General features: G+C 71.5%; 8 protein-coding genes. 2 read left to right on the top strand and 6 right to left on the bottom strand.

Annotated elements, in window-relative coordinates:
- Positions 1-223: 223 nt before the first annotated feature.
- Positions 224-2,680, bottom strand: coding sequence for a DUF6049 family protein (locus ABD308_RS08460; protein WP_344330023.1), 2,457 nt, complete (start codon positions 2,678-2,680; stop codon positions 224-226).
- Positions 2,681-3,057: 377 nt separating this feature from the next.
- On the opposite strand from ABD308_RS08460, the gene ABD308_RS08455 reads away from it, so the two are divergent.
- On the top strand, positions 3,058-4,479 hold the full coding sequence (locus ABD308_RS08455) for a CCA tRNA nucleotidyltransferase (RefSeq protein WP_344330104.1): 1,422 nt from the start codon (positions 3,058-3,060) through the stop codon (positions 4,477-4,479).
- Positions 4,480-4,547: 68 nt separating this feature from the next.
- On the opposite strand, the gene ABD308_RS08450 is transcribed toward ABD308_RS08455, so the two are convergent.
- The 5 genes from ABD308_RS08450 to ABD308_RS08430 all read right to left on the bottom strand — a co-directional run bounded on the left by ABD308_RS08450 (position 4,548) and on the right by ABD308_RS08430 (position 9,247).
- Positions 4,548-5,642 (bottom strand): LppU/SCO3897 family protein, encoded by a 1,095-nt coding sequence (locus ABD308_RS08450; RefSeq protein WP_344330021.1) that lies wholly within the window; start codon positions 5,640-5,642, stop codon positions 4,548-4,550.
- A 36-nt stretch (positions 5,643-5,678) separates the two neighbouring features.
- Positions 5,679-5,804, bottom strand: a complete 126-nt coding sequence (locus ABD308_RS08445; RefSeq protein WP_344330019.1) for a hypothetical protein — start codon at positions 5,802-5,804, stop codon at positions 5,679-5,681.
- A gap of 51 nt (positions 5,805-5,855) precedes the next feature.
- Positions 5,856-7,199 (bottom strand): MFS transporter, encoded by a 1,344-nt coding sequence (locus tag ABD308_RS08440; RefSeq protein WP_344330016.1) that lies wholly within the window; start codon positions 7,197-7,199, stop codon positions 5,856-5,858.
- A 139-nt stretch (positions 7,200-7,338) separates the two neighbouring features.
- Positions 7,339-8,421: an inositol-3-phosphate synthase gene (locus ABD308_RS08435; RefSeq protein ID WP_344330013.1), complete on the bottom strand. Its 1,083-nt coding sequence runs from the start codon at positions 8,419-8,421 to the stop codon at positions 7,339-7,341.
- A 127-nt stretch (positions 8,422-8,548) separates the two neighbouring features.
- Positions 8,549-9,247 carry a PadR family transcriptional regulator gene (locus tag ABD308_RS08430; protein WP_344330010.1) on the bottom strand — a complete coding sequence of 233 codons (699 nt, stop codon included), beginning with the start codon at positions 9,245-9,247 and terminating at the stop codon, positions 8,549-8,551.
- A gap of 509 nt (positions 9,248-9,756) precedes the next feature.
- Between ABD308_RS08430 and ABD308_RS08425 the strand changes: the two genes are divergently transcribed.
- Positions 9,757-12,403, top strand: a 2,647-nt coding sequence (locus ABD308_RS08425; protein ID WP_344330007.1) for a transglycosylase domain-containing protein, incomplete at its 3' end; no start/stop codon positions are given.

Here is a 12,403-nt window from a genome sequence, read left to right as displayed (position 1 = left end):
CCCGCAGACCGTACGGGTCCTGCTCGCCCGGACCACCCTGGTACGCGTCGGCCGCGTAGGGGTCCTGGGCATAGGTGTCGGCCACGTACCAGTCGCCGGACGGCGACTCGGCGCCCGGACGGACCTCTCCGCGGCCCGGCGGCCGCTCCTCGCTGCGCCCGGTCATGTCACCTCTTCGCTGTCGTGGGGGAGGCCGCCACGGGGTCGGGCGGTGTCGGCGGTGTCAAGGACCAACCTTCTCATCACTGGTGGCCCGATCCCGGCCATCCGCGCTGCTGTCGCGCGGTGTCCGCGCGGCTTCGCCGGGGCCGTCCCCGTCGCCGGGGCCGCCCGCCGGGTCCTCCGCCGGGGCGCCGTCGGCCGAGTCCCCGTCCGGCCCGTCGGACGGCGCGAGCGGCGCGTCGCCCTCGTCGTCGCGCACCACCCGCCGCTTGCGCTGGCGCATGAACCGCAGGCCCGCGAGCAGCAGCAGCACCAGGCCTCCGCCGAAGACGTACAGCACGCCGTTGGTGACCGAGGTGACCTGGACGGTGAACACCACCGGGTCGCCGTACGGCTTCGGGTCGGGACCGGTGGTGTACAGCTGGGCGGTCATGCTGACCCGCCCGTTGTTCTTCGCCTCGGCCGGGAAGCGCAGGGTGACGCTCTGCGAGGCCGGCAGCACCAGCTCCTCCGCCGGCAGCTCGACCCGCAGCCGGTTGGGCTGGCTCGGGCTCAGCACCAGCTTGAGGTTGGTGACCGTCTGGGTGAGGTCGTTGCGGACGCTGACCTGGAGCACCCCGGTGTCCCCGGCGAAGGTGATGATCCGCTTCGGGGGCACCTTCACCGCGCCGGTGAGCTCGTCGAGGTACTGGTCCACGCCCTCGCGGTAGACGCCGCCGGCCGAGGCCCGGGTGCGCCACTCCGTCGACAGCGAGCGGACCATGGCCGCGCTGAACGGCCCGCGCACCCGCTGCGGCAGGGTCAGCACCTGCATCAGCGTGTCCAGGTCGGTCTGGATCTGCGTGGTGGCGGTCAGGTCGGTGGCGGGCAGCTCCGAGTCGCGGACCCGGGCCGGGTAGTCGGTGGGCGCCGGGACGGTGGTGTTCGCCTTGGGGTCCGGCGTCACCTGTCCGGCCAGCGCGTCCAGCTTGACCGGCTCCACCCACTTGCCGTCCTGGGCCGTCTGCAGGGCGCCGGCCAGCACCTTGGCGGTGCCGGCGGTGAGGTCGCGCGGTGGCATGACGAGCAGGCCGCGCGGGTTCTGCGGCTCCTGCCGGGAGATCGCGAAGGTCTCGGCGAGGAACCGCTGCACCGCCAGGGTCTGGTCCTGCGGGGTCGCCAGGTCCTCCTCGAACAGCGAGGTGACCACCTGGTCGGCGACCAGCGCGGTCTGCCCGTTGCCGATCGGCCGGGTGGCCGAAGGGGTGTACTTCAGCGTGTTCGACTCGGGCATGCTCGCGCCGTTCACCAGCACCAGGCCGGCGCCGGCGCGCTGGGCGACCGAGGCGATCCGCTGGTCCAGGTAGCCCTGGTAGGGCCAGGCGACGTCGGCCCGGGTGTCCACCGAGAGCCGGCCCTCGACGGTCAGCCGGCCGGCGGTGGCCGCCTTGCCGAGCGCGGCGTCGATGCCCTCCAGCTCGGGGGCGTTGTGCGCGATCGAGGCGAGGTCCGGGTCGGCGTAGGGCAGCGACACCACCTGGCTGCCCGGCTTGGCGACGGCGGCCCGCAGCTTCTCCAGCCAGGCCGTGGCGGCGGCCGTGCCGGTGCCGCGGACGGTGTTGTCCTCCTTGGCGGCGTTGCCCGCGGTACCGGGCTTCTGCACCCGGTAGTCCTTGGTCATCGCGAACGCGGTGTCCAGCAGGTCCGGGTCGACCACCCAGGTCAGCCCGGTCAGCGAGGAACCCGTCTCGACCAGCTCGTACAGCCGCCCGCCGGGCGCGAACTCGGTGGCCAGGCTGTCGTCGCGCAGCACCGGGACGGTCTGGTCGTTGTCGGAGAGGGTCTGGGCGGCCAGCACCGGGGCGTGCACCAGCGGCCAGAGGGTGGTGACCTTGGACGGCTGCGCCTCGGTCGGGGTCGGGTTGTACGGCAGGAAGGTGCGGGCGATGCCCAGCGGGCGGTTGCGCTGGTTGTCGGTGGTCGAGCCCCAGACGTCCACCGCCAGCTCGTACACGCCCTCGGTGGTGAGCTCCAGGTCGGCGACGGCGACGCTCAGCGTGTACGGCTGGCTCTGGCCGGGGCCGAGCTCGTTCAGCGCGTACTGCGGGCTGTCCAGCGAGATGCCGTCCGCCCCCTGCGGGGTGGTCCGGGCGACCACCCCGGCGAGCTCGCTGCGGGTGGTGAGCGGCTTGCCCTCCCAGGGCTTGCGGACCGTCGCGCGCGCGGACTTGAGGACGGACTTCCCGCCGTTGGTGACGTGCCCGGAGACGGTCACGGTGCCGTTCTGGACGGCCGTCGGCTTGTTCACCGACTCGATGGTCAGCGTCACCGGGTACTCGGCGGTGACCGTCGACCCGGCGGCCGGGCGCACCTCACCGGCCGCCGCCGGGGCCGCCGCGGCCGTCGGGAGGCCGGGCGGCGCCGAGACGAGCACCAGCGCGGCGCCGAACGCGCCGGCCAGCCGTCGGGCGGTTCGTCGCAGGACCCGCCCGGGGCGGTCGCCCGCCCGCCGTCCCGGGTGCCGTGCCGGCTCACTCACGCGGTCCGCCCTCGCTCACGGGTTCGCCCTCGCCGTTCTCGATCGCTGCTGCTGGTGCCGTGCTGCGGATGTTCCGCCGGCCCCGGTGGATGCCGTGAGGATCAGCCGTGAAGAAAGTGTGGTCGTCCGTCGCCCGAACGGCCGTGGCGGCGCACGGGACCGCGACCCGCCACCGGTGTCCCGGACTCGTCCCACCGGCATGGTAACGATGTGGTGAGGGGTGCGGTGTTGCGGGCCGGGAGTGAGCGGGTGGAAACGCGCGGGCGGCGGGGCCGCCGGGCCACGTACCCTTGTGAGCCGTGTCCACTGCCAATGAGCCCACCGCCCACCCGACCGGCGCCCATCATTCCAGCTCCGCCGTCCAGGTCGTCCCCGGCCTGAGCGAGGCCCAGACCCTGGGCCTCCAGGAACTGCTGCGGGTGTCCCCGGTCGCCGACGAGATCGCCCGCCGCTTCCAGGCGGCCGGTCACCGGCTCGCGCTGGTCGGCGGCTCGGTCCGGGACGCCCTGCTGGGCCGGCTCGGCAACGACCTGGACTTCACCACCGACGCCCGTCCGGAGCAGGTGCTCAAGCTCGTGCGCGGCTGGGCCGACGCGGTCTGGGACGTCGGCATCGCCTTCGGCACGGTCGGCGCCCGCAAGGACACCCCGCGGGGCTCCTTCCTGATCGAGATCACCACCTACCGCTCCGAGGCGTACGACCGCACCTCCCGCAAGCCCGAGGTGACCTACGGCGACACCATCGAGGAGGACCTGGTCCGCCGCGACTTCACGGTCAACGCGATGGCCGTCGACCTGCCCGGCCGCGGCTTCGTCGACCCGCACCACGGCCTGGACGACCTGGAGGCCCGGGTGCTGCGCACCCCCGCCACCCCCGAGGAGTCCTTCTCCGACGACCCGCTGCGGATGATGCGGGCCGCCCGGTTCGCCGCCCAGCTGGACTTCGCACCGGCCCCCGAGGTGGTCGCGGCGATGACCGCGATGGCCGACCGGATCGCCATCGTCTCCGCCGAGCGGGTCCAGGCCGAGCTCAACAAGCTGCTGCTGGCCAAGCAGCCGGTCAAGGGCCTGCGGCTGCTGGTCGACACCGGGCTGGCCGATCACGTGCTGCCCGAGCTGCCCGCGCTGCGCCTGGAGCGCGACGAGCACCACCGGCACAAGGACGTCTACGAGCACTCGCTGACCGTCCTGGAGCAGGCCATCGACCTGGAGCGGGACGGCCCGGACCTCGCCCTGCGGCTGGCGGCGCTGCTGCACGACATCGGCAAGCCGCGCACCCGCCGCTTCGAGTCGGACGGCCGGGTCTCCTTCCACCACCACGAGGTGGTCGGCGCCAAGATGACCCGCAAGCGGATGCGCGATCTCAAGTACTCCAAGGAGCTCACCGAGGACGTGTCGCGCCTGGTCGAGCTGCACCTGCGCTTCCACGGCTACGGCGGCGGCGAGTGGACCGACTCGGCGGTGCGCCGCTACGTCACCGACGCCGGCCCGCTGCTGGAGCGGCTGCACAAGCTGACCCGCTCGGACTGCACCACCAGGAACAGGAAGAAGGCCGCCGCGCTCTCCCGCACCTACGACGGTCTGGAGACGCGGATCGGCGAGCTCAAGGCGCAGGAGGAGCTGGACGCCGTCCGCCCGGCGCTGGACGGCAACCAGATCATGGAGCTGCTCGGGATCAAGCCCGGGCCGATGGTCGGCAAGGCGTACAAGCACATGCTGGAGCTGCGGCTGGAGCACGGCCCGATGGAGCACGACGCGGCGGTGGCCGCGCTGCGCTCCTGGTGGGACGCCCAGCGGTAGCGTCCGGCCGCACGGCGTGGGGGCGGTCCGGGGAGCACCCCGGGACCGCCCCCACGCCGTTCCCGGGCTCAGAGCTTCTTCAGGCAGAGGACGAAGCTGAGCGCCTCGGTGCTGGACTCGCGGGTGTAGGTGCTCTCGGTGCCGGTGACGTTGTCACAGGCCTTCTCGTTGTCGCTGGTCGCGTAGACCTTCTTGATCACCTTGTACTGGGCCCGGGCGTCGGTGCACGGCAGCATGGTGATCCGCGGGTTGGCGTCGTGGGTGGCCGTGGTGCCGTTCTCGTTGCGCAGGCAGTCGCCGGCCTTGGCGTAGTCGATGTCGCCGGGCACCTTGGAGCTGGCGGACGGCGTCGGCAGGGTGATCGTCGGGGCCGGGACCGGCGGCAGCGAGAAGCTCGGCGAGTAGGTCGGCGAGAAGGTCGGCGCGGGGATGGTCACGGTGGTCGGCGTGGGCAGCACCAGCGGCCGGTACGGGTCGTCGGCGTGCCGGGCGCTGAGGAACGCGCCGGTCGCGATCAGCACGATCGTCGAGCCGATCCCGAGCACCGGCAGCAGCAGCATGAAGATGTGCGGGCGCTTGGTGAGCGGCACGCCCGGGTCGAGCTGCGGTCCGTGGGTTCCGGGCGCGGGAGGCGGCAGGTCCTTGATCTTGTTGTGGGCGGCGAGGTTCCGCAGCAGGGTGACCACGGTGAAGATGCCGGAGAGGTAGCTCCACCAGCCCTGGACCAGCGTGCGGGCCGACATGTCGCGGACCACGGCGGTGCCGCAGGTGCGGCAGAACGGTCCCGGCTGCTTCAGGAACCGCATGATGATGATGATGCCCTGGTGGCCCCGGACGGTGGTGTCGACGGCCGGGAAGCCGCCGCAGAACCGGCAGACCGGGCCGCCCTGGTGGGCGTAGCCGACCGGTGCCGGGTAGCCCCCGGCCTGCGGCGGATAGGCGTAGCCGCCGGGCGGGGCCTGGGCGGGCACACCGTACCCGGGCGCGTCGTACCCCGGCGGGGCGGCGGGCGGCGGGGCCGCCGGGTAGCCGTAGCCGGGCGGCGCCGGGACGGTCGGCTGCTGCGGGCCCGGCGCGCCGTACGGGTTGCCGGTGGCGTACGGGTTGGCGCCGTCGGCGGGCGGCGTCGAGCCGTACGGCATCTGGGGCGGCGGAACGGACAAGGGGATCCCCCGGAAGGAAGGTCGGGTGGCGGGCGGTCAGGACTTCGTGACCGGCGGGACGCCGGTGAGCGTGGGCTCGAACGCGGCCGGCACCCGGTGGTTCGCCTTGCCGTCGGTGCCCTGGCCCTGTGGTGGCCCGTGCGGATGTGGTGATGTGCTCATCAGATGTGCCCCCGGGACAGACTGCTGTCACTCCGACAGATCTGACGTACCTTAGCGACTCGCTCCGACGTCCCCCGGGAGCGGGCCGGTCCGGCGGGCGGCGCGCAGGTAGAACACCGCCGACGCCGCGTACACCAGGGCCACGCCCAGCACGACCGCCACCGAGCGGCCGGAGAGCGGCAGCACCAGCGCGGTCACCAGGGCGGCGGCCACGAAGGCGACGTTGAAGAGCACGTCGTAGATGGCGAAGACCCGGCCGCGGTAGTCGTCCTCGACCGACTCCTGCACCACGGTGTCGGCGCAGATCTTGGTGCCCTGGGTGACCACGCCGAGCAGCAGCGCCGCGATCAGACAGGGCACCAGGCGGAAGGTGAGGCCGAGCGTGGGCACGAAGAGCACCGGAGCGACCAGGCAGACCGTCATCCAGCCGGCCAGTCCGAGCCGCCGGCTGCACCAGGGGCTGATCACCGCGGCGATGAAGAAGCCGGCGGCGGAGAGGCCGACCGCCAGCCCCAGGGTGGCCAGGCCGGCCGCGCTGTCGGCGGGGTCGTTGAAGGTGTACCGGGCGAGCATCACCACGACCACGATCAGCACGCCGTAGCAGAACCGGGCGGCGGTCACGGCGGCCAGCGCGTGGGCGGCCGGCCGGCGGTCGCGCACCAGGTGGACGACGGCGGCGCGCAGCTCGTGGGCGGCCCGGACCAGTGCCTGGCCGAGCGCGGGGCGGCCCGGGTGGTGCTCGGGGCCGAGCAGGTCCCGGTCCATCCGCAGCGACGCCAGCGCGGCGGAGAGGTAGAGGAACGCGGCGATCGAGACCAGCGCGGCGTCGGCCTTCGGGCCGGGGGGCATCAGCTGGTGCAGCAGGAAGCCGATTCCGCCGCCGCAGGCGGCCGCGACGGTGCCCAGGGTGGGGGAGAGGGCGTTGGCGGTGACCAGCTGCTCGCCGCGCACCACCCGGGGCAGGGCCGCCGACAGGCCGGCCAGGATGAACCGGTTGAGCGCGGTGACCAGCAGCGCGGAGGCGAAGAAGAGCCCGCTCGGCGCCTGGACCAGCAGGAGCCCGCCGGTGACCAGACCGAGCCCGAAGCGGGCCAGGTTGCCCAGGTAGAGCACCTGGCGTCGGCGCCAGCGGTCCAGCAGGACGCCGGCGAAGGGTCCGATCACCGAGAACGGCAGCAGCATCACGGCCAGCACCGAGGCGATGTCGGCGGGCGAGGACTGCTTCTCGGGGGAGAAGACGACGTAGGCGGCGAGGGAGACCTGGAAGACGCCGTCGGAGAGCTGGGACAGCACCCGGGCGGTCAGCAGCCGGCGGAAGTCGCGGCCGCGGAGCAGGTCGAGGAGCGTGGCGCGGTGCGCGGCCCGGTGGGTACTGCCGTTCTCGGTGATCGCCACGTGCCCAGAGTGCCATGGAAACCGCCGTTGTTTCACGTGAAACATTCGCCGGGGAAAGGTGAACGGGCCCACGGTCGTCGACCGTGGGCCCGTCCGGTGTCCGAGCGGGACCGGGCTCAGGGCCCGGAGGTGCTCAGGGTCAGCGCTCGACCTCGCCGCGGATGAACTTCTCGACGTTCTCGCGGGCCTCGTCGTCGAAGTACTGGACCGGCGGGGACTTCATGAAGTACGAGGAGGCGGAGAGGATCGGGCCGCCGATGCCGCGGTCCTTGGCGATCTTCGCGGCGCGCACGGCGTCGATGATGACACCGGCGGAGTTCGGGGAGTCCCAGACCTCGAGCTTGTACTCCAGGTTCAGCGGGACGTCGCCGAACGCGCGGCCCTCAAGGCGGACGTAGGCCCACTTGCGGTCGTCCAGCCAGGCCACGTAGTCCGACGGGCCGATGTGGACGTTGTTGGAGCCCAGCTCGCGGTCGCGGATCTGCGAGGTGACGGCCTGGGTCTTGGAGATCTTCTTGGACTCCAGGCGCTCGCGCTCGAGCATGTTCTTGAAGTCCATGTTGCCGCCGACGTTCAGCTGCATGGTGCGCTCAAGGACGACACCGCGGTCCTCGAACAGCTTGGCCATCACGCGGTGCGTGATGGTGGCGCCGACCTGGGACTTGATGTCGTCACCGACGATCGGCACGCCGGCCTCGGTGAACTTGTCCGCCCACTCCTTGGTGCCGGCGATGAACACCGGGAGGGCGTTCACGAAGGCGACCTTGGCGTCGATGGCGCACTGGGCGTAGAACTTGGCGGCCTGCTCGGAACCGACCGGCAGGTAGCAGACCAGGACGTCGACCTGGGCGTCCTTCAGGGCCTGGACGACGTCGACCGGGGCCTCGTCCGACTCCTCGATGGTCTCCCGGTAGTACTTGCCCAGGCCGTCGAAGGTGTGGCCGCGCTGGACGGTGATGCCGGTCGGCGGCACGTCGCAGATCTTGATGGTGTTGTTCTCGGACGCCGTGATGGCGTGCGCGAGGTCCTGGCCGACCTTCTTGGCGTCGACGTCGAAGGCGGCGACGAACTCCACGTCACGGACGTGGTAGTCACCGAACTGGACGTGCATCAGCCCGGGGACCTTGCCGGCCGGGTCGGCGTCCTTGTAGTACTCGACACCCTGCACCAGCGACGTGGCGCAGTTGCCCACACCCACGATGGCTACGCGAACCGAACCCATTCCGGTTGCTCCCTGTGATCTCATGAGCGCCGCCGGTGGTCGGCGGGACTCGTCCTGCTTCTTCGATGACTGCTGACGGGCGCGTGACGCGCCCACTCCTGCCGCGCGGCACAGGGCTGACGCGGTGTCAGCGCTCCTGGGAGGAGCGCCCCGGGCGGTCGTACGGTGGCCCGGGCGGGTCCACGGACCCGTCCTCCTGGCCTCGGCCGTCCGAAGTCTTGGGTGCTGCGGGGCCGGTCGTCCCGGTCGACGGGCCGGTCCGGCCGGTGCGGTTGGCCCGCTCGGTCTCGATCAGCTCGTTGAGCCAGCGGACCTCGCGTTCCACCGACTCCAGTCCGTGCCGCTGCAGCTCGACGGTGTAGTCGTCGAACCGCTCACGGGCGCGGGCGAGCGAGTTGCGCATCCGCTCCAGGCGCTCCTCCAGTCGACTGCGGCGGCCTTCCAGCACGCGCATCCGCACGGCCCGGTCGGTCTGGCCGAAGAAGGCGAAGTGGACGCCGAAGTGCTCGTCCTCCCAGGCGTCCGGGCCGGAGTCGGCGAGCAGTTCCTCGAACCGCTGCTTGCCCTCGGCGGAAAGCCGGTAGACGATCTTGGACCGCTTGCCGTTGAGCGCGGTGGCCGGGACGTACTCGACGTCCGGGTTGTCCTCGACCAGGAAGCCCTGGGCCACCAGGCTCTTCAGGCAGGGGTAGAGCGTCCCGTAGGAGAACGCGCGGAACGAGCCGAGCAGGACGTTGAGCCGCTTGCGCAGCTCGTACCCGTGCATCGGGGCGTCGTGGAGCAGTCCGAGAACGGCGAACTCCAGCACTCCTGAGCGCCTGCCCACTGCCGTCGTCCTCCCTTCCCCGGTCGGTTCCGCGATCCGCCTCCGTCGGCGGTATGTCGCTCCGATGTATCGGCTCGATATATCGAGAACAGTAGGCCCGGGTTTCCGAACCGGCAAGAGGGGCGCGCGTGAATGTGATCACAAGGCGACGCGCGGGTGGGCTTGGCAACGGGCGTGTAATGATCTGCCGCCGTTTTGCGGTTATTTGCGGTTGATGCCCGATTAGTTCGGTTTCCGGGCTGCGTACGCTGTCGCGTGTGCACGAGGACCACCTCCGGGGTTAGGTCGGTTGCGGGCATCGGACGTGGACCCTGCCTTCAGGCTCGACCGGCCTGGCGAGGAGTAGCTGGAACATGAGCGAACGACGACGCAGGTCGCCAGGTGGCGACGGTCGTCCCCCGGGCGGAGACAACGGACGTCCGGCGGGTGCCGGGCGCGACGACCTGGGTTCGGAGGGCCTCGGCCGGCGCAGACCCGAGGGCGGGCGGGACACCGCTCAGCAGCCCCGGATGACCCGTGCCGAGATGCGCAAGGCGGCCCAGAAGGGCCGGCGCGGCGGGGCGGAGGCCGGCGCCGCCGCGGCCGGGCGGGGACCCGGCAAGAAGCGGTTCATCGACTACCCGCGCTTCGGCAAGCAGGGCGTGCGCCGCTGGCTGCCGTCCTGGCGGCAGTGGCTGAGTGCCGTGCTGCTCTTCGTCGCGGCCTGCGTGGGCGCGGTCTTCTTCGTCTACCAGACGACGGAGATCCCGAAGCTCAACGCCCTGGTAGACGACCAGAACAACATCTACTACTGGGCCGACAACACCGAGATGGTCCGCAAGGGCGAGACCAACCGGCAGATCGTCGAGCTCGCCGACATCTCGCCCAACCTGCAGAACGCGGTCATCGCGGCGGAGAACTCGACCTTCCGCACCGACAGCGGCATCGACCCCAAGGGCATGATGCGCGCGGTCATCAACATGGCCAAGGGCGGTGAGACCCAGGGCGCCTCGACGATCACCCAGCAGTACGTGAAGAACGCCTACCTGACGCAGGAGCAGACGCTCTCCCGCAAGGTGAAGGAGTTCTTCATCACCCTGAAGGTCAATCAGGAGTTCGAGAAGAACGACATCCTCAAGGGCTACCTGAACACCAGCTGGTTCGGCCGCGGCGCGACCGGCGCCCAGGCCGCCGCCCAGGCGTACTACGGCGTCAACGCCAAGGACCTGGACCTGTGCCAGAGCGCCATGCTGGCCGGCCTGCTCAAGGGCGCCTCGTTCTACGACCCGACGATCAAGGCCAACCGCGCCCGCGCCGAGGAGCGCTGGGCGTGGATCCTCGACCGGATGGTGGAGACCAGGAACACCACCCCCGAGGAGCGGGCGAAGTGCACCGCCTTCCCCGAGCCGATCCAGCAGGTCCCGCCGGCCAACATGAACGGCCAGATCAGCTACCTGGTCGAGACCGCCAACAAGTTCGTGATGACCAAGGACCCGACGATCGACCAGCGGGCGATCGACAAGGGCGGCTTCAAGATCTACACGACCTTCCAGAAGGACAAGGTCGACGCCCTGAAGAAGTCCGTGGACGACATCCGGGCCGAGCAGATCAACCCGGACAAGCGCCCGGGGACCGACAAGTTCGTTCAGTTCGGCGCGGCCAGCGTCGTTCCCAACGACGGTGCGATCGTCGCCATCTACGGCGGTGACGGCGTGGAGAACGGCCACCACGAGAACAACGCCAACGCCCAGGGCGTCCAGGTCGGCTCGACCTTCAAGCCCTTCGTGCTGGCCGCCGCCATGCAGACCGGCGTGCAGACCGCGACCGACGACAAGGGCAAGCCGAAGCGGATCAACGCCGACAGCCGCTACCTCTCCGACGACATGTCGGAGATCCGCAAGCCCGACGGCTCCCTGGTGATCGGCGACGACGGCAAGCCCTACCGCCAGGCGAACGAGGAGAAGGGCAAGCGCGGCTACGTCTCGTTGCGGATGGCCATGCAGTACTCCTACAACGTTCCCTTCGTCCAGCTGAACCAGGACGTCGGCGGCCAGAACGTGATGCAGATCGCCGAGGCGGTGGGCATCCGCAAGGAGAACATCGAGAAGGAGGCGAACACCACCACCTTCCCGCTCGGCGTCTCCACCATCAGCCCGATCCGGATGGCCGACGCCTACGCGACCTTCGCCGCCAGTGGGAAGCAGGCCGAGCCGTACTCGGTCACCAAGGTCCTGCTGGACGGCAAGGAGCGGCCCGGCTTCGGCAAGCACGAGATCAAGCAGGCGCTGGAGCCGGCCGTCGCCGACAACATCACCGACGTGCTGGTGAACGTGGCGAAGAACGGTACCGGCAAGAAGACCAACGCCCTGGGCCGCCCGGTGGCGGGCAAGACCGGTACCACCGACGAGAGCATGTCGGCCTGGTGGGTCGGCTACACCCCGCAGCTGTCCACCAGCGTGGCGATGTGGCGGGAGGACCCGGCCCACCCGGGGCGGCTCGAACTGAAGGGCACCGGCGGCAAGGACGAGCTGCACGGTGGTGACGTTCCGGCGGACATCTTCACCCGGTACATGAAGGTCGCGCTGGCCAACGAGAAGAAGCTGGACTTCCCGACCCCGCAGCCGGTCGGCTCGCAGGTCGACTCCTCGGGCGCGCCCAGCACCGCGAGCGCCACGCCGACGCCGACCGCCACCGAGACGGCGCCCACCGCCCCGGCGGACCCGAACGCGGGCCAGCCGACCCAGCCGCCGGCGACCCAGGAGCCGGTCTGCGTGCCCGGCGTGGACTGCCCCGGCACCGTGCCCACCCAGCCGGTGCCGACCAAGACCAACCCGAACCCCGGCGGCGGCACCGTCGGCGGCACCGGAGGCGGAACGGGCGGCGGCACCGGCGGTGGTACCGGCGGCGCCGGCACCACCGGAGGAGCCGGTACCGGCGGCAGCGGCACCGGCGGCGGCGCGGGTGGCACCACCCCCTCGCCGAGCTGCCTGCTCGGCCCGATCGGCTGCTCGACGCCGAGCCAGTCGCCGACCACCGACCCGGGCGGCGGTGCCGGCGGTGCGACCGGCGGTCCCACCACCAGGCCGCCCAAGCCCTCGACGTCACCCTCGGCGCGCGCGGGCGGCGGTGCGGGGGCCCCGGAGAACGCTGATCCGGAAACGGCGGTGGGAGGCTCCG

Origin of the sequence: Kitasatospora putterlickiae, assembly GCF_039527695.1 — a bacterium.
Taxonomy (GTDB): Bacteria; Actinomycetota; Actinomycetes; order Streptomycetales; family Streptomycetaceae; genus Kitasatospora; species Kitasatospora putterlickiae.
Note: the sequence above shows the minus strand (reverse complement) of the source record. Positions and strands in the feature narration are given on the sequence as shown.

What these genes read in the sequence shown, in the direction of transcription:
- ABD308_RS08445 (WP_344330019.1), bottom strand. Translation starts at nt 5,804, where the DNA reads ATGAGCACATCACCACATCCGCACGGGCCACCACAGGGCCAGGGCACC.
- ABD308_RS08435 (WP_344330013.1), bottom strand. Translation starts at nt 8,421, where the DNA reads ATGGGTTCGGTTCGCGTAGCCATCGTGGGTGTGGGCAACTGCGCCACG.